The 17,657-nt window shown below is 61.5% G+C and carries 18 protein-coding genes and 1 pseudogene; all 19 read right to left on the reverse strand.

What is annotated here, in order from left to right; translation table 11 throughout:
* Positions 1-18 precede the first annotated feature (18 nt).
* A complete protein-coding gene (trbL, locus tag I6F17_RS03765) occupies positions 19-1,245 on the reverse strand; it encodes a P-type conjugative transfer protein TrbL (protein WP_225123872.1) in 1,227 nt (408 codons plus the stop codon).
* Complete coding sequence (trbK-alt, locus tag I6F17_RS03770) at positions 1,242-1,613, reverse strand: putative entry exclusion protein TrbK-alt (protein WP_036006838.1); 372 nt, start codon at positions 1,611-1,613, stop codon at positions 1,242-1,244. Before trbK-alt ends, trbL begins: the two co-directional genes overlap by 4 nt.
* The gene (gene trbJ / locus I6F17_RS03775; RefSeq protein WP_225123871.1) at positions 1,613-2,344 is read right to left on the reverse strand and encodes a P-type conjugative transfer protein TrbJ; all 732 of its coding nucleotides are present in this window, start codon (positions 2,342-2,344) and stop codon (positions 1,613-1,615) included. Before trbJ ends, trbK-alt begins: the two co-directional genes overlap by 1 nt.
* Positions 2,341-4,782: a conjugal transfer protein TrbE gene (trbE, locus tag I6F17_RS03780; protein ID WP_225123870.1), complete on the reverse strand. Its 2,442-nt coding sequence runs from the start codon at positions 4,780-4,782 to the stop codon at positions 2,341-2,343. Before trbE ends, trbJ begins: the two co-directional genes overlap by 4 nt.
* Before the next feature lie 10 nt (positions 4,783-4,792).
* On the reverse strand, positions 4,793-5,056 hold the full coding sequence (locus I6F17_RS03785) for a VirB3 family type IV secretion system protein (protein ID WP_092295110.1): 264 nt from the start codon (positions 5,054-5,056) through the stop codon (positions 4,793-4,795).
* Entirely contained in the window at positions 5,056-5,379 is a 324-nt protein-coding gene (locus I6F17_RS03790) for a TrbC/VirB2 family protein (RefSeq protein WP_225123869.1), read from the reverse strand. Before I6F17_RS03790 ends, I6F17_RS03785 begins: the two co-directional genes overlap by 1 nt.
* A 1-nt stretch (position 5,380) precedes the next feature.
* Positions 5,381-6,295, reverse strand: a complete 915-nt coding sequence (trbB, locus tag I6F17_RS03795; RefSeq protein WP_225123868.1) for a P-type conjugative transfer ATPase TrbB — start codon at positions 6,293-6,295, stop codon at positions 5,381-5,383.
* A 230-nt stretch (positions 6,296-6,525) separates the two neighbouring features.
* Positions 6,526-7,854 carry an MFS transporter gene (locus tag I6F17_RS03800; RefSeq protein WP_225123867.1) on the reverse strand — a complete coding sequence of 443 codons (1,329 nt, stop codon included), beginning with the start codon at positions 7,852-7,854 and terminating at the stop codon, positions 6,526-6,528.
* A gap of 136 nt (positions 7,855-7,990) precedes the next feature.
* Positions 7,991-8,416, reverse strand: a complete 426-nt coding sequence (locus I6F17_RS03805; protein ID WP_225123866.1) for a CopG family transcriptional regulator — start codon at positions 8,414-8,416, stop codon at positions 7,991-7,993.
* Between the two features lie 6 nt (positions 8,417-8,422).
* Positions 8,423-10,411, reverse strand: coding sequence for a conjugal transfer protein TraG (locus I6F17_RS03810; RefSeq protein WP_225123865.1), 1,989 nt, complete (start codon positions 10,409-10,411; stop codon positions 8,423-8,425).
* A 36-nt stretch (positions 10,412-10,447) separates the two neighbouring features.
* Entirely contained in the window at positions 10,448-12,211 is a 1,764-nt protein-coding gene (locus tag I6F17_RS03815) for a DUF3363 domain-containing protein (RefSeq protein WP_225123864.1), read from the reverse strand.
* A gap of 385 nt (positions 12,212-12,596) precedes the next feature.
* Entirely contained in the window at positions 12,597-13,427 is an 831-nt protein-coding gene (locus tag I6F17_RS03820) for a lytic transglycosylase domain-containing protein (RefSeq protein ID WP_225124030.1), read from the reverse strand.
* 2 nt (positions 13,428-13,429) lie between these two features.
* Positions 13,430-13,942 (reverse strand): S26 family signal peptidase, encoded by a 513-nt coding sequence (locus I6F17_RS03825; protein WP_225123863.1) that lies wholly within the window; start codon positions 13,940-13,942, stop codon positions 13,430-13,432.
* The gene (locus I6F17_RS03830) at positions 13,939-14,403 is read right to left on the reverse strand and encodes a DUF2840 domain-containing protein (protein WP_225123862.1); all 465 of its coding nucleotides are present in this window, start codon (positions 14,401-14,403) and stop codon (positions 13,939-13,941) included. The genes I6F17_RS03825 and I6F17_RS03830 overlap by 4 nt, the downstream gene beginning before the upstream one ends.
* Positions 14,400-15,575 (reverse strand): replication initiator protein A, encoded by a 1,176-nt coding sequence (locus I6F17_RS03835; protein WP_225123861.1) that lies wholly within the window; start codon positions 15,573-15,575, stop codon positions 14,400-14,402. The genes I6F17_RS03830 and I6F17_RS03835 overlap by 4 nt, the downstream gene beginning before the upstream one ends.
* Positions 15,576-15,597: 22 nt before the next feature.
* Positions 15,598-15,879, reverse strand: a complete 282-nt coding sequence (locus I6F17_RS03840) for a helix-turn-helix domain-containing protein (protein WP_225123860.1) — start codon at positions 15,877-15,879, stop codon at positions 15,598-15,600.
* 869 nt (positions 15,880-16,748) lie between these two features.
* A pseudogene (locus I6F17_RS03845) lies at positions 16,749-16,863 on the reverse strand (DUF736 family protein); the annotation flags it as partial.
* A 71-nt stretch (positions 16,864-16,934) separates the two neighbouring features.
* Positions 16,935-17,255 (reverse strand): DUF736 domain-containing protein, encoded by a 321-nt coding sequence (locus tag I6F17_RS03850; RefSeq protein WP_225123859.1) that lies wholly within the window; start codon positions 17,253-17,255, stop codon positions 16,935-16,937.
* Positions 17,256-17,481: 226 nt separating this feature from the next.
* Positions 17,482-17,610: a hypothetical protein gene (locus I6F17_RS37690; RefSeq protein ID WP_276573232.1), complete on the reverse strand. Its 129-nt coding sequence runs from the start codon at positions 17,608-17,610 to the stop codon at positions 17,482-17,484.
* Positions 17,611-17,657 lie beyond the last annotated feature (47 nt).

Below are 17,657 nucleotides of genomic sequence, written 5' to 3' on the forward strand. Positions count from 1 at the left end.
GAGGTGCAGTGGTGCGTCTCAGCGTTCTCCTTCGGACAAATCGACGGAGGAGCCGCTGCCACCATGATCGCCGGAGCGGACGGCGTGGCCAGCGGCGGAGGCACCATGCCGAATCATCTGAACACGTTTCATGCGGCGAGCCCAATCAGGCTGCCCTTCGGCCGGAGCGCTCGCGCTCTGGTCGCCCGCTTGGCTACCTCCGAAGGCAGCCGCTGCTCGACGCAATGGACTCGTCGCAGCCGAAGCGCCAGCCTCCGCGACGCCGGCAAGGCCGCCGCTTCGATAGGCGGCTGTTGCTCCGGTTATGACAGCGCCGCCACCGCGCGCGGCGCCTGCAACCGCACCGCCAGCGAGACCGGCACCGCCAGCAGCAAGTCCCGCACCTGCCGCAACAATGCCGCCAGCAGCAAGGCCTGTTCCAATCGCGGCGCCGGCGCCGAGTTGAGGTCCGCCCGACACTAGGCCGTTTGCGATACCCGGACCGAAGATGCCGAGGCCCAGCAAGGAAAGCGCCGCGAGCACCAGCGTCATTGCGTCTTCGATGGTCGGCTGTGCACCGCCGAAACCTGCGGTGAACTGCGAGAACAGGGTGGAGCCGATGCCGACGATGACGGCCAGGACCAGGATCTTGATGCCGGAAGATATGACGTTGCCCAGAACGCGCTCCGCCGCGAAAGCGGTCTTGCCAAACAAGCCAAAGGGAATGAGCACGAAGCCGGCCAGTGTCGTGAGCTTGAACTCGATCAGGGTGACGAAGAGCTGGATCGCCAGAATGAAGAAGGCGAGCAGCACCACGACCCATGCGAACAGGAGAACGACGATCTGGACGAAATTCTCGAAAAAGCTGATGTAGCCCATCAGGTTGGAGATCGACTCGAGGAGCGGCCGACCGGCATCGAGACCGACTTGAGCGATCTTGCCCGGTCGCAGGAAATCCCCCGCCGCCAGGCTTGTGCCGGACGCTTTCAACCCAAGGCCCGCAAAGCTTTCGAAGACGATGCGCGCCAGGCTGTTCCAATTGCTGATCAGGTAGGCAAAGACGCCGACAAAGAGCGTCTTCTTGACGAGGCGTGCGATGATGTCCTCGTCCGGCCCCCAGCTCCAGAACAACGCGGCAAGCGTGATGTCGATCGCGGCAAGCGTAGTTGCGAGATATCCCACGTCGCCACCCAGCAGCCCGAAGCCGTTGTCGATATAACGCGTGAACGTTTCCAGGAATTGGTCAATGATCCCCGTACCAGTCATGGCTTGCTCGCCTCAGGGGCCGCCAGGTTCGGATATCCGTGCGGGATCCGGCTTTGATCCTTTGGAGCGAGCGCCACGCCGGCGGCGGAATCGTCGCGGCCTGGAACTGCGCCACCGTCTTTCTTGCCAAAGAAGCGACGGCGGTTTTCGGCCCAAACCTGCTTGCAACGCTCATAACCCGCTGCGTGGTCCGCAGTGACGTTGCGGCAGCGCGCGAGGTCTGAGCTGGTTGCGTCTGCCGTCTGCTCCGCCTTCGGCGGCGGAGGAGAACGATCTCCGCCACGAAGTTGAATCGTGCAAGCAGCGACGGCCACTACGCCGATTGTCGTAAGCAGCGACAATGCCTTGAATGCCCGGATGTCGGTCATCAGTGGAACATCTGCACGTTGAATGATTGATAGCCCTGCCCCGCCGTCAGGAAGCGCCGAAGCTGTTCTCGTCCCTGATCCTGGGCCGAGGCGCGCTGAGCCGCTTCAAGGCTTTGCGCTCGCCCCTGCGCCGTCATGACGGCTGTGAGGTCGGCGAGCTGCTGCGCGTTCAGCGCGAGAATCTGATTGCCCGCCTGCGTTGCCTGCAGCGCACCGCTCGCGCCTTGGCTTGAGGTTACGAGCGCGGACGTCTGGATACGGTTGGTGTCGAGGTTGCCAACGATGCCAGCCTGGACACGAAGCGCATCTTGCGTTGCCGCATAAGTGTTTTGCCACCGCGATTGAGCGTTGGTGACCAGCAACTGGCTGGATTGGTTGCCAGTGGCCGGCGCGTAGCTCGTCGAAAACGCGCGATCGATCTGTTGGACGTCGTAGGCGATACGCTGGGCCTGGGCCAGCAATTGTTGAGTACGCTGGATCGAGGATTGCAGTTGCTGCAGAGATGAGTACGGCAGGTTTGCCAGGTTCTTCGCCTGGTTGTTGAGCATCTGCGCCTCGTTCTGCAACGAGGTGATCTGATTGTTGATCTGCTGGAGTTCCCGCGCAGCCGTCAAGACATTCTGGACGTAGTTGTTGGGATCAAAGACGATCCACTGGGCTCGCGCGGGCGCTGTGATGCCCAGGATCAGCGCGACCGTGCCAGCGGCCGCCAACAGGCCAAGACGCCTCATAGTGATTTCTCCAGATTGACGAGATTGGGGAGCAGGTCGAGGGTCCAGGCCAAACCGCGGTGCTGGAGCCAGGCCGGTACGAAGCCGTCAGGTCCATGTTCGGCCAGGAGCTGCGTGATGGCAGCCTGGTCGGTCTTGGCAGAGGCCGCAGTGAATGCGAGCGCAATCTCACCAAGGTCAAGTTCGAACATCCGGTTGCCGCGACGGGACTGGCAGTAGTAGTCGCGCTTGGGCGTTGCCCGGCTCAGTAGCTCAATCTGCCGGTCGTTGAGGCCGAAGCGTCTGTAGATGGCTGCGATCTGGGGTTCGATCGCCCTCTCGTTCGGCAGCAACAGCCGCGTTGGACAGCTTTCGATGATAGCAGGCGCGATTGCAGAGCCATCGATGTCCGAGAGCGACTGGGTCGCGAAGATGACGGAGGCGTTTTTCTTCCGAAGGGTCTTCAGCCACTCCCGGAGCTGTCCGGAAAAATCATCGTCGTCGAGGGCAAGCCACCCCTCATCGACAATAAGAAGAGTCGGCCGGCCGTCCAGATGGTCTCCAATCCGATGAAAGAGATAGGCCAGCACGGCAGGTGCCGCGCTCGTTCCAATCAACCCTTCGGTCTCAAACGCCTGGACGGAGGCCTCGCCAAGGCGCTCAAATTCGGCATCGAGCAGGCGCCCGGAAGGACCGCCGAGGCAATATGGTTGCAAGGCGCGTTTCAGAGAGTTCGATTGGAGCAGGACTGACAGGCCCGTCAGGGTACGCTCCACCCTCGGCGCCGAAGCGAGAGATGTTAGCGCCGACCACAGATGAGCCTTGACCTCCGGGGTGATCTCGACCTTTTCCCGGGCGAGGATCGCGCCGATCCATTCGGTCGCCCATCCGCGCTCGGCGGGATCGTCAATCCACGCCAACGGCTGGAGGGCGACTGGCTTTTCGCTCTCGTCGGACAGTGCGCCGCCGAGATCGTGCCAATCACCATCCATCGCGAGCGCGGCCGCCCGGATCGAACCACCGAAGTCGAACGCAAAGACCTGAGAGTTCGGATAACGCCTGAACTGCAACGCCATCAGAGCGAGCAGCACCGACTTGCCAGCGCCTGTCGGTCCTACCACGAGGGTATGCCCGACGTCGCCGACATGGAGCGAAAACCGGAACGGGGTTGATCCCTCAGTCTTGCCGAACAGAAGCGGCGGACCTTTGAAATGCAGATCCCCCGCTTCGCCCGCCCACACGGCCGACATCGGAATCATATGGGCGAGATTGAGGGTGGACACCGGTGGTTGCCGCACATTCGCATAGACATGCCCTGGCAGACTGCCGAGCCAGGCTTCGACGGCGTTCACCGTCTCAATCATGCAGGTGAAATCGCGGCCTTGAATGACCTTCTCGACCAGGCGGAGCTTTTCATCGGCAGCATTGGGATCCTGGTCCCAGACCGTAATGGTCGCCGTGACAAAGGCTTGTCCGATCTGATCGGACCCCAGTTCCTGTAACGCCGCGTCGGCATCAAGCGCCTTGTTGTGGGCGTCGGTATCGAGCAGCGTCGAAGCCTCGTTTGTCATGACTTCCTTGAGAACGGCACCAATCGATTTTCGCTTGGCGAACCACTGGCGGCGGATCCTGGTCAACAGCTTGGTGGCGTCGGTCTTGTCGAGCATGATCGCGCGGGTCGACCACCGATATGAAAACGGCAGGCGGTTCAGGTCGTCCAGAATTCCCGGGGTCGTCGCCCCAGGAAAGCCCACGATCGTCAGAACCCTCAAGTTGGCTGAGCCCAACATCGGCTCGAGCCCGCCAGTCAGCGGTTGGTCGGCCAACAGCGCATCGATGTACATGGGGATTTCAGGAACCCGAACGCGATGACGCTTGGTCGAGATCGTCGAGTGCAGATAGGTCAGCGTGTCCTGATCATCGAGCCAGGCGCATTCCGGCATGAACCCTTCGACGAGTTGAAGCACGCGGTTGGTTTGGTCGATAAATCCGCGAAGAACCTCGCGCGCGTCTGCTCCAACGGTGCGATCCCGGCCCTCATAGAGAAGTCGTTCTGCCTTGGCAGCCCCCTCCTCCGGTGGCAAATAGAGGAAGGTCAGGAAATAACTCGACTCATAGTGGGTGCCAGCCTCTTCAAACTGAGCTCTGCGCTCCGCGTCGACCAAAGCGGATGCGACATCCGGAAAGGTGCTCGGAGGATAGGCTCCTGCAAAATGGCGCTGCGCCTCAACGAACACGGCCCAGCCGGATCCCAGCCGGCGGAGGGCATTGTTCAGACGGCCGGCGACCGCGACAAGTTCAGCCGGCACTGCGCTATCGAGGTCAGGCCCCCGGAACTTCGCCGTCCGCTGGAACGAGCCGTCCTTGTTCAGGATGATTCCCTCGTCGACCAGGGCTGCCCAGGGCAGGAAGTCGGCGAGCCGCGCATTGGAATGGCGATATTCGGCAAGGTTCATCATGACCGAGAGCTCAGGTGTTGAGATGACCGGGGATGCGCAGATGTCGGCGCACCACATCGACAAAAGCGGGGTCGCGCTTGGCGGCCCAGACAGCGGCCATGTGGCCGATGAACCAGAGAACAAGACCCGCGATCCAGAGCCGAAGTCCGAGCCCTAAGGCTGCCGCAAGCGTGCCGTTGACGATTGCGACCGAGCGTGGCGCACCGCCCATCAGGATGGGCTCGGTGAGTGCGCGATGAACAGGCACAACAAAGCCTGTGACAGGTTCATCCATCAGATCACCACGCCACCGCCGAAGGAGAAGAACGACAGGAAGAAGCTTGAGGCCGCAAACGCGATCGACAGACCGAACACGATCTGGATCAGTCTGCGGAAACCGCCCGAGGAATCCCCGAATGCGAGCGTTAGGCCGGTCACGACGATGATGATGACCGCGATGATCTTTGCGACCGGCCCCTCCACAGACTGCAAGATCTGATTGAGCGGCTGCTCCCACGGCATGTTCGAGCCAGCCGCCCATGCCGGCCCCGCTCCCAAAACAACGATGCCGAACAGTCCCGGCGATGCACCTGGAAGAAAGCGAAATTGCTGACGCATGTCAGTCTCCTGCTGTTGAAAGGCTGTAGTCGCCGGTAGCACCCAGCCCTGAGACGGCCGCGAGCTCAGCGAGGCGGCGGTCAGCGCCGCGTCCCACCAGCACGGCGACGAGGTCGATGGTCTCGGCGATCAGGGCGCGCGGAACCGTGATGACAGCTTCCTGGATGAGCTGCTCGAGCCGGCGCAGCGCGCCGAGCGCAGTCCCAGCATGGATGGTACCGATGCCGCCGGGATGACCGGTGCCCCAGGCCTTGAGGAGGTCGAGTGCTTCGGCACCTCGGACTTCGCCGATCGGGATGCGGTCAGGCCGCAGTCGGAGGGACGAGCGGACAAGATCCGACAGCGTCGCCACACCGTCCTTGGTCCGGAGCGCAACGAGATTGGGCGCCCTGCACTGCAGCTCGCGGGTGTCCTCGATCAGCACGACCCGATCGGAGGTCTTCGCCACCTCGTCCAGGAGTGCATTTGTCAATGTTGTCTTGCCGGTCGATGTCCCACCGGCGACGAGGATGTTCTTCCGTGCTCCGACCGCGTTCTTCAGGATCCTGGCCTGCTCTGAGGTCATGATCTTCTTGGCGGCGTACTCGTCTAGCGTAAACACGGCGACAGCGGGCTTGCGGATAGCAAAGGCCGGTGCTGCAACGACCGGAGGCAAGAGACCTTCGAAGCGCTCGCCTGTCCCAGGCAGTTCGGCCGAAACCCGTGGCGCGCCGGCGTGCACTTCGGCGCCCACATGATGCGCAACCAGACGAACGATCCGTTCGCCATCCGCGGCCGACAGGATTTCGCCAGTGTCGATCAGGCCGGTCGACAACCGGTCGATCCACAGCCGCCCATCGGGATTGAGCATCACCTCGATGATCGCTTCGTCTTCGAGGTAGCCGGCAATCGCGGAGCCGAGCGCGCTGCGCAGCATTCGCGCACCGCGCGAACTCGCTTCCGATTGAATGGAATGGATTACCACTATTCGCTCCCACCGAATGAGGACGTCCAACGAGCGTCCTCATGTGGGGATGATTAGAAAAGGCACCGACGGACTTGGCGCAACAAGCGAGTTCGGTGATCGTAGACTGGCGTAGAAAAAGAAAGACTGAAAACTGGTATTTGACGGCTACTCAGTCGCATTGGCTCAGCGCGAGCTGCTGTTCACCACTCCGCATCGTCATCAGCAGGCAGGAGGACGACCGAATCCTCATACAGGCCAACTGACTCAACAGCGTCGGAGATATTAGCAGGCATGAAGAAAGAAATTGAACTCATCCATGAGGCGACGGATCGGCGCCAAGGCAGCACGAACCAGGTCAAGGCCGCGATCTGCAGTGCGACGTTGAGGCCGAACGCGACTTGATAGGCCTGGACCGGCCGATGACCATCGATCGCGATCCATTGCTCAAGGATCAGGCCTGTCACGTATTGCGCCAGGAACGCCCAAGCAAAGTGCAAGACGTTTAGGGCGCCGTTGGCACGACCGGCAAGCTCCGGCGGAAAGTAATCTGCTATTACCGCGAAGCTGACCACCGTTGCCGTTCCGGCAATTGCGACAACGGACCAGGGCAAGATGGACGGCAGAGGCACTCGCAGGATCAAAGCTAGCTCGGCTGAGACAAACAGCACCGCAACCGTCGCTAATACCGTCTCCGCCCCGATGCCCCTTCGTTTGACGTAATGGACGGTCATCCCGAACAACAAGGCGCCGCAGCTCAAAACGATCGACATTATGAACAGCTGTCTTACGAGACTTGCGCGATCAAGCCCCTCCACGTCGGTCAGCCATGGTGATGCCCACAGTCCTTGCAGAGACCAAGCTGATCCAATGCAAGTCGCCGAAAATGGGGCCACTCGCCAGAAGCGACGATCGGCAAAAACGGAGCCAAGGGTGGCGCGCGTTGTTGATGGCACAATGCCTCGTTCGGGCACCACGACATAGATGAGAATGGCCGTCGCACCGGTGGCGGCCGCCAGAATATCAAAGAGCTGCCGCCACCCCATCCAAGCGAGTAGGTGTTCGACGGGAGCCGTAGCAGTCACCGCTCCAAGTGATCCCAGCATGATCATGCAGCCGTTTAGCAAGGCAACTCGTTCCCTAGGAAACCAAAGGACGATGGACTTCAGCCCTGCCGTCAGCGCCGCGGCCACGCCAAGCCCGATCATTGCACGCGCGATCAAAAGAGACAGGAAGCCGGTTGATACTGCGAACAATCCGGCGCCCGTGGCCGCGAGCAAGAGCAGAACACTCTGGACGCGACGCGGACCAAAGCGGTCCAACAAGATGCCGACGGGTATCTGAGCCGCCGCAAAAACAAGGAAATAGACCGACGTAAGCAACCCGAGATCGGCAGTCCCAAGCCCAGCATCCGAGCTGAGATGACTGGCGATCAAAGCGTTGATCGTTCGAAACAGATACGAAAAATAGTATCCAACCGCAAACGGGAGAAATACGCGCGCGGTGAGACGCCATGCCCCTGAAACTTGCATGATGGCCCTTCTTGCTCCTCAGCTCATTGGAGCCGATAGCGCGTCCAGCTTTTTGTGGGCTTGGCCAAATTGCTGCGAACGTAGGCTAGCGTAGAAAAAAGAAGGACCGGCGAAATGGTCTGCCTACATGATTCAATCAGGTTTCTTCGACCGGTTCCTGACGGCGGATATCTTCCGGAATCTCGCGGAGAAAGCTTTGCCCCTTTTGCAAGCGGCGCCCGAGCGCCTGGACAAATCCTTCGAAGCGCTCCCGGCCTTTTGCTTGCGCGGCCGCCTGCGCGTCATTGGGCAGTGGCGGCGTGATCGTCAGCCAGAACCGTATGAAGAGCGCCAAGCTTTCGGCCGTCAAACCTACGTCGCGCTCCAACCTCTGCATCTGACGCGACAGCCGATCGAGGCGCCGGGTGAACGCCGCCTCCCGCCTATCCGCTCCGTCGGGTGAAAGAAAGGAGGCGACCGCAGCTTCCACGATCGCAGACCGGGAAAGCTTCTTGCGATCGGCGAGCTCCGAGATCTGTTTCAGCAGCTCTGGCGGGAAATAGACATTCATCCGGTCGCGCATATTACCTCAGAGCTCCATACCGTCGTTCGGGTCCAAGGCGACTTGACGAGCAACACCGCGCATCTGTTGGCGTATGAGCCGGGACTGGCGGACCGCATCTTCGTCGTCGTCAAGCACGGCGGCAAATTCCTCTGTCGGCGTTGGTTCGGTCGTCTCCTTGGCGATCGCGACGTGATCGGGGAGTTCCGGCTCACGACGGAGCCCGCTATTCGCGGTGTCTTCCTCGGCCTCCGCGGCTCTGTCAGTTGGAACTGCCCTCGGCTTCAACGGTCCGAGCGCTGACCATCCGTCCGTTCGCGATGACCGGCCGGCGTTCGCCGGATCGGGCGGTGACAAAACCCGCTCGGTGAACCGGCGATCTTCGTAGTAGCGGACCTTCTTCGCCCGGATCGGCGGCGTGCCCGCCACCATGACGATCTCGTTCATCGGCGGAAGCTGCATGACTTCGCCAGGGGTCAGCAGCGGCCTTGCCGTCTCCTGGCGGGAGACCATCAGGTGCCCCAGCCACGGGTTCAATCTATGACCGGCATAGTTCTTCATCGCGCGCATCTCGGTCGCCGTGCCCAACGCGTCGGACACCCGTTTGGCGGTCCGCTCGTCATTTGTCGCGAAGCTGACTCGGACATGGCAGTTATCGAGGATCGCGTTGTTAGGCCCGTAGGCCTTTTCGATCTGATTGAGCGACTGCGCGATCAAGAAGCTCTTGATGCCGTAGCCGGCCATGAAGGCGAGCGCGGACTCAAAGAAATCAAGCCGCCCCAGCGTCGGGAACTCGTCAAGCATCATCAGGACTCGATGCCGGCGGTCACTGGCGTGCAGATCCTCGGTCAAGCGCCGGCCGATCTGATTCAGCACAAGCCGGATCAGCGGCTTGGTCCGTGAGATATCGGAGGGCGGCACCACGAGATAAAGCGTCGTAGGGTGGCTGTCTGCGATCAGATCGGCTATCCGCCAGTCACAGCAGCAGGTCACCTGGGCCACGACGGGGTCGCGGTACAGCCCCAGGAACGACATTGCGGTAGACAGGACGCCGGAGCGTTCATTCTCGGATTTGTTGAGGAGTTCGCGCGCGGTTGAGGCAACCACAGGATGGGCACCCTGCTCGCCAAGGTGCGCAGTGGTCATCATTGCCTTCAGCGTCGCCTCGATGGGCCGCTTCGGATCGGACAGGAACGCCGCGACGCCGGCCAAGGTCTTGTCCGCCTCGGCATAGAGAACATGGAGTATGGCGCCGACCAGAAGCGAATGACTGGTCTTCTCCCAATGGTTCCGCTTGTCGAGCGAGCCTTCGGGGTCGACCAGGACGTCGGCGACATTCTGGACGTCGCGGACCTCCCACTCCCCGCGCCGGACCTCCAGCAGCGGGTTGTAAGCTGAAGACTTTGGGTTGGTTGGATCGAACAACAGGACGCGGCCGTGCCGCGAGCGGAAACCCGCGGTCAGCTGCCAGTTTTCGCCCTTGATGTCATGCACGATGGCGGAGCCTGGCCAAGCCAGCAGGGACGGGACGACAAGACCGACGCCTTTGCCGGACCGGGTTGGTGCAAAACACAACACGTGCTCCGGCCCGTCATGGCGGAGGTAGTCGCAATCGAGCTTGCCCAGCACCACGCCATCCGGACCAAGAAGTCCGGCCGCTCGGACCTCTTCCGCACCAGCCCAACGCGCTGAACCATAGGTCTCGACATTCTTGGCTTCACGCGCGCGCCACACCGACATGCCGATCGCTACCGCGATCGAAACGACGGTCCCTGATGCTGAGATGAAGGCGCCCTCGACAAAGACCTGTGGCGCGTAGGCATCGTAGACGAACCACCACCAGAAGAAGATCGGCGGATAGTAGATCTTGAAGCCGAACAGCTCGAACCAAGGCCGCCCAAGCTCCGGTTGATAGGCGAGCCGCCAGGCCGTCCACTCGGTTGCTCCCCAGATGGCCAGCAGAACGATCAGGCCGACAACGATCACCTGCCCCCAGAGGATTTTGGTTCCGGACATCCCGAACGCCCTTCCGCAACTGAATTAGCGAGATACCTAGAGGCCGAGGTCTCGCTTGCGACCCAAACCCCATTCGATGCCACCGCCGTCCTTCGCAACTCCGGTGACGTGTTGGCCGAGCCTCTTTTCGAGCTCGCGCGACCAGGGCACGAGCTGGAAGCCGAGCCCGTTGTCGATCATGGCGAACCGACCCGAGGTCAGCGTCAGCCGCTGGCGATACGTGCCGGCCACATGCTCCCCGGATGCGGCATTCACGTGAGCCAACCCGGTGCTGGCCGAGACCTTTGCTGCCACATCGTCCAGTTCACGTCGTCGCAACGTATTCAGGAGATCGCGCTGCAGGATGACGCGTTGGCCCTGCCGCCGCGCCAGGCCCTGCTGGATCAGATGCTCGGTACGGGCTTCCATGGCGTCGCGAGTCTCGCGGCCGAAGCCGCCCATGGCGAGCGGCATGGGGTCCCGTTCGACCAGCCTGTGGTCGAGCCAGGTGGCTCCTTTTGCAGTGATCTGCCCACCGAGGTCGAGATCGGAACGGGTCGCTAGCACCACGGTCGGTGGCGGATCGCCGGCTTGACCCAAGCGTCGGACCTCGACGATGCCGCCCACTGGCGGTGCATGTTCAAAAGCCTCGAGCCCTCGGAAGCGCACGTGGTGCGCCCGTCCGTCGGTTCCGTCGATCAGGGCATAGGCCTCGCCTGTCAGCTCGTCATGCAGTCCCCGGTCGACCAGTCGTCCGACAAGCTGGGATGTCGGCTGGCCGCCCTGGATGACGAAATCAGCAACGCCGCGCGATTCCCCACGCTCGGTAAAGGCGCGGTGCATGGTCTTGATGATGTCGCCGCGCATGCCGAGGTCGCGCAAGCTACGCTCCGCCTCAAGTCCGACCATCCATTCCCCTGATGCGGCGGGTGCGGCAAGGCCCATTTTCTCCAAGTGCTGAAGGCGGCCGACCATCAGCCGCCTGATCTCGGGATCGGACTTGCCGCGATTCTCCGGCCGAAGATCGATGTAGCCAGTCTCATCTGCCGCCAACCGGATCTCCCGGTCGAGCCGCGTCCAGCGGTCTGCCGTGACTTCCCGCTCCAGCGAATTGCGGATCTCGTGCTCCGGTCTCGGACCCAGTTCGATGGCGACCAGTTCCTCGGCGCGTGAACGCAGACCTTGGCTGATATAGTCGCGGGAGATCACGAGGTCCGCTCCTTCCTGATCTACTCCCCGAACGAGAAGGTGGACGTGAGGGTTGTCGGTGTTCCAATGATCGACAGCCACCCAATCGAGCCGCGTGCCGAGATCGGTCTCCATCTGCCTGGCGAGATCGCGGGTGAAGGCCTTCAGATCGGTCATGTCGCGGGCATCCTCGGGCGAGATGATGAACCGGAAATGATGCCGGTCGTCCTTGCACCGTTCTGCGAAAGCCGCGCTATCGGCTCGGTCGCTGCCGGCATCGAACATCTCGGCACGCTCGCCGCTCCGGGCCACGCCATCGCGCTTCAGATATGAGAGGTGGGCGGTCAGTGGCGCTGAACGGAAGGCTCGCCCGTTGTGCCGGACCACGCGCGCTTTCACCACCACACGCCGCGTCGGGCTGAACAATCTGGCGCGGCTAAAGGCGAGGCGCCCGCGGCCAAACGTGGAGCGCCCATAGGCCGCCGAACGCCTGCCCGACCCTGTCTGACCCGAGGTGTGTCCTGCTTTCTTCGCCTCCCGCAGCACCTGGTTGATGAAGCTCTTGGGCTTCGGAGCGCGGGTACTGCGGATGCGCCCAGGCCGGATACGCAGATCGCTGTCGCCCACGCTCACGGCAGCGCCTCCCAACGATCAAAATCGCACATGGTGCCGAAGACGCGTTTGATTGCATTCGTAGAAATGCAAGGCGCGGCACGCGCCCCGACCGACCGGCACGCCAGAACGCAAGCCATGTCAGTGGCTTGCGGTTCGACAGGCGAGCCCCTTTTATCTCGCCGTCCTGCCGTCGTGGTCTCCCGGTCGCCGATTCCCCAAAGAGCCGCCGCGACTCGGCAGCCAACTCGCGAAGCCCCCAGTCCTTCCGCGCGCGTGCGATAGCGATCGTTACCCGAAGGGCCGAGACACCCGTAGGGTGGCTCGGCGAGGAGCGAAGCGACGAGTAGAGCGCGGGCCGAAGGCATCGCCCATACGCCATCACCTTGCGAACCAGCACACTTGGTCATTGCGATGCTCCCGAATCTGATCGATGGACGAACACGCCAATAGGCCGAGGGACCAAGGGCGAAACATCGGGCGCCGAGATTGCGGTCGCGACTCTGCCGGACGGCATGAGCGACAGCAGCCGATCGCGCGTTTTCATGAGATCGGATCGCGTGACGAACAGCGTCGTAGCTGCTGATGACTGTCCGCTGGATGTCCACTTCGGCGGCAGTTCGATGGCGAGCAGATTTGCAAGCTTCGCGACGTATGCTCGCGTCTCCTCCGGCAGAGAGCCGCCTGCGAGATGCTCTTCATAGCGAGATGGTCCCGCGTTGTACGCGGCAAACACGCCAGGCGAGCCATACCGATCGAGCAGTTCGCGCAAGTACGCCGTGCCGGCCAGAATGTTGTCGTGCGGGTCGTAGGGGTCGTTCCCGAGATTGTAGCGCTCGCGAAGTTCCGCCCAAGTCGCCGGCATGATTTGCATCGGGCCCATTGCGCCTTTTGGCGATCTGGCGTGCACGTCACCAGCACTCTCGATGCTTTGAACTGACCGGATCCAGTTCGGCGCAATCGCAAAGCGTTGCGAGGCTTCATTGATGAAGCCGGCAAATGAGTGAGCGGTCTGATTGATCGCCGGCTGGGCGGCTGATCCGCTCTGGGCCCAAGCAGCACTGTCGCACGCGGTCAGAAGAAGCACCAGAGGCACGACAGCACAAACGCGCTTGCTTAACCGACTCAAGCACGCGGTCGGGCTCGCACCGTCGTTGCCGGCATCGATCGAGACGGACGAATGATCCCGCAATCGATCGAACACGGGAAGGGCGAGGAGAACACGTTGAATACGCACCATCACTCCTCCCACGTCCACTCCGGTATCGCACGGCCGATCACGCTAGATGCCGGAAGACATCCAAAATACCGGCCATCAAAAGAGTCGTCCGACTGCCAGTTCATCAGAAACAGCTCACCGTCGCCGACGACGCGGCAGCCCTGCCATTTCGGCAGCGGCCGGCCTCGTCTGTCCCGATCCTTTGCCTCGCCCATTGCAATGTCGTCGACCGAAATCGTGAGGCCGGTTCTGCAAACACTCTGCCCCGGAAGGGCGAGCACGCGCTTCAGCATGGGGACGCCAATGGGCAAATAGCCATTCAGGTCGAAGAAGGTCGCGAGCGGTTCCGGCGGCTGCACGGCGACCAATTCAGTGACTTGGAACTGGTCCGCCGGCCGGAGGCGGTAGAGACCGATCGGCACGCTCGCGGATGCGTTCCAGACGTAAAGCGGAAGCGGCTCCAGGACGATCGTCGCGGTGAGCGCAGCAGGGATCCCAATCGTCACGGCCAGCATCATCAGGCGGCCCGTCATCGCACTACCCTTTGACGATGGAGCCAAGCCAGATGGCGCGCTTTCGTATACGGGCGCGGGTTTTCGTTGACGGACAGGCGGTTATGAACGTGATGCCAGTGATCAGGAGCGACGTCAGCTGGATCGATGCCGAGTGCCTCAACGGCATCGGTCATTTGCAGCACGCGCTCGACCTTCGGCCAGCCGGACAGACGCAGCAAAATCTCTCCGCCGGGTGTCACATAAGGGACGGTCGAGCAGCGCTGTCCCGGAGCGACCGCGCGCAAGATGTCGATCCGCGAAATGATTGTGCCAAAGTCGTTGGAGGTCCATCGAACGAAGGCAAAGATGCTGCCGGGAGCAAATGACAGGACCCGCCGATGGCGATCGAGCTTCCTTTCTTTGACAATGCGACCGAACCGAACGCGGTTTTCAATGCGCTTCTCGAGCCACAGAACTTCCACTTCCGTGAGATCGCTCATGCCGCGGCTCCCTGACGCTGGAGTTGGCAGCCGTGAGCATTGGGTTCGGCGAAAAGCGTATGCGACTTGCAGAGCCAAACAGGACTGGCGGCCTGCGGCTGCCAATCGCCTCGAACGAGGTTTTCGGCCTGGTGCGTTAGAAGAAACCCGAAGGATTTCTGGTTAGTAGAGTTAGAGCGGCCGGAAAGCGCGAAGAAACAGCCTCTTAAGCTCGATTCCGGTCCCTGATAGCACGAGGATCGGGTCCCCGATAGCACGAGAGTTGCGGTCCCCGATAGCATGAGCTGATTCACAGGTGGTCCTCCGAATTTCGAATGAGACCGCGCCGGCGCAGTGCGTGCCGTCAAGGGATCGACAGGCTTAGGCGCGAAGTTCAGCCGCTCGGTGCCATCAGGATCGCGCGTGAGCACGAGCTGATAGCCGGGCTGTGTCTGGCGCTGGACGATCTGACGAACGTCGTAAGCAAAATGCTTGAGCTGCGAGAGGATGCCGGACTTGGCATGGAGATGCACAAGGTCAAAGCTCCAGCCGCCATCCTGGTGGCCGCCGTGCTTGCGCACGAGGCGGTAAAGCCACCGCTCAAGTTCGCCCGTCAGATCGAAATAGGCGCGATCGATCGTCAGCACGAGCGCTTCATCGATGACGCCAGCATAGAACCAATCCGGCAGGATCAGCTCGATCCCAAATGGACGACCGTTTGCATCGGCCCTCTCCTTCCATTCGTTGATCCAGGAGAAGCGGTGTCGCCGTCGTTCTGCCGGCTGACGGATCGACGTCAGCACGGTCGTTGATTGAAGTCTGCCAAGACCACCCTTCAGGCGGTCATAGTCACGTGCGCTGGTGCCGCGGCCCACTAACGTCAAAATCTCGTAAGGCGTTGCAGCCATCAGGCGCGAGGTCTGCAAGCTTGCGTCACGGGCTTCGATGATCTGAGATGCTGCCCAAATCAGAACGTCTGCATCCCAAATGGTCGCCATGCCGTGTTCCGGAACAGCTTCGACACGAATTGAGATCGCACCGGTACGAAAATCGATCGGCACAATCCGCTTGGTCTTTGCGAGCGAGAAGAACGGATAGGCCATCAGATCCTGCGCATCGCGCGGCGCGAGATCACCGGGTAGCGCCCGAAAGAGCTCAAGCTGCTCGCGCTCTGAATGGTGTTTGCGCCGCATAGTCACTGCTCTCACGCTGATATCAGCGACGTTCCTGACCCGCGTAGGGACGCAGGGCCGGATGCTTCTTGGCCGGCAGCACAGTGCCCTTCCCAGGGTCTGACGTTGACTTTTTGGAGCCAAGATCGGCCCACGCTTTCAGGTCATCGACGGCGTAGACAACACGTCCGCCGATCTTCCGATACGTCGGTCCAGTACCGTACGTGCGGTGCTTCTCGAGCGTGCGACCGGACAGGCCAAGATAGCGCGCGGCCTCAGGTGTACGCAGGAATCGCGGGGGAAGACCGGCCATCGGATCGGGCATTTGAGAACTCCAAGAGGACAGCGCACTACGCTTGGCTAGGCCGGCGTGTGTGCGGTCATCATGGAGGAGCAAGACCTCGGAGGGGATGCCGAATGTTGGGGGTACGATTTTCGGCACCCTCGGGGCCTGCGCTACTCCCTGCGCCGGGACCGCAGGAGCAGCAGCTGCTTCTGTTTTTGCCTCGAGGATTGGAGAAGCGAGTTCGAGAACTACTCGGCAAGGAAATCGTGCAGGAAAATTTGCGCGGATTTGCAATTGGTAACACGACGTTCGCCGAACTTGAGCCTATCCTGAAGCCCATTTCATCGAGAGTAAACGGCGGGACTGATCGCCAGGCTTCTCTTTTGGTTCATCTTCACGATCTTGGAGGTAACTACGCGGCGGGGACTCGACATTCCCGCGTTGCCGACTTGCCGATTGAGAATTGAGCGAAGCGACAATGGATTGCCTCTATGTGGCAATGCCGGCGGATCCGTCGCTGAAGCGGATCGCCTACATCATGCTCGAAGAACCCGGAAACCGATGAACACACGCCGATTGAGCAGAGGTCGTCGTGATGAGCAAACAAAGTTTGCGTCGCCAGGTTGAACGTGAGAGAGGAATGACGTTCGGCAGACGGGTCCAACAGTTCCAGTTGGTGTGGCGTTGAAGGAAGTGCGATCCTGCGTCCCTATCAATGCGTTGGCCGAAAAATTCGGATATGAATCCCTCGCTGCCTTCTCGGCAATGTTCAAGAAGTATATGGGGCAGCCGCCGGGGCGACATTTGAGTACCTTGAGATTCCCGTCTAAAATCGACAGTAAACAAACTCATACCCGCTGGATTGGGGCTCGCCTCCGGGGAGCCGGCTGGTGATCGCGGAGGGACAAGTCGCCGTTGCGGCGGGACCAAATCAGGGTGAAGCCCTCGCCGCCTTCGATCTTCACGAGCGAGGCGTTAGATCGGGGCCGGTAAGTTCGGATCGTCGAGCTTGACCGAGAGGTAAATCGCAAGCTGCCTCAGGCCAGCCGCGAAGGCCCCGCCCGGCGGACCGGACGGGGCTTGGTGGGGCGCTCCTAGTCGCCGTTCTTTCGCGGCCGCGACCAGAGGAGGGTGTAGCCTTCACCGCCCTCGTCATCGAACAGGTTCGCATAGATCGGAGCGTTGAAGGAAGGATCGTCGAGCTTGAGCGAGAGGTAGTCTCGCCCCTCCTCGGAGCGCTTCGACCAGGCGGCCCCGATCTCGGCTCGGCCCACGTAGATGCGGTGGCTGGGAGCGTTGTCGTTGGAGCGGTTGGTCTCTGCGACGATGCGGACGCCCTTGGCCTGCAGGCTCAGGGTGACGATCTCGCCCTGGAAATCGTTGCCGACCTTCTTGAAGGAACCGATGTTAGCCATGTCACTTCTCCTGTTGTGTTTCGAGCCCGCGACCACCGCGGCCTCGATGGCGATCTGCAGGCCGAAGACGATCGGCGACGCACCCGCCCGCGGGCCGGAGCGCAGCGGAGGACGTCGTTGTGGCGACTTTCTTGTCTCGCGAGGAATGGGCGAAGCCCAGGGGAAGAAAGTCGCATCAACGGCGTTGCGGCTCAGACGATCGAGGCGAAGCCGGTCTTCGGCCAGATCAAGCCATCAACGAGGCCACGTGCGTCGCGTGCTGAACCACAATCTCTGGAGAAGCGTTGGCGATCTCGGGCTTGATGAACAAGAGGTCGAAACGGTTCAGCGCAGAAAGAGAAACAATCTGCTGCAAAGGGCGGTATCGTCTCCCAAGAACGAATCGAGGCAACCCCGCTCCGC

Source organism: Bradyrhizobium sp. NBAIM18 (assembly GCF_020193825.1).
Taxonomy (GTDB): Bacteria; Pseudomonadota; Alphaproteobacteria; order Rhizobiales; family Xanthobacteraceae; genus Bradyrhizobium; species Bradyrhizobium yuanmingense.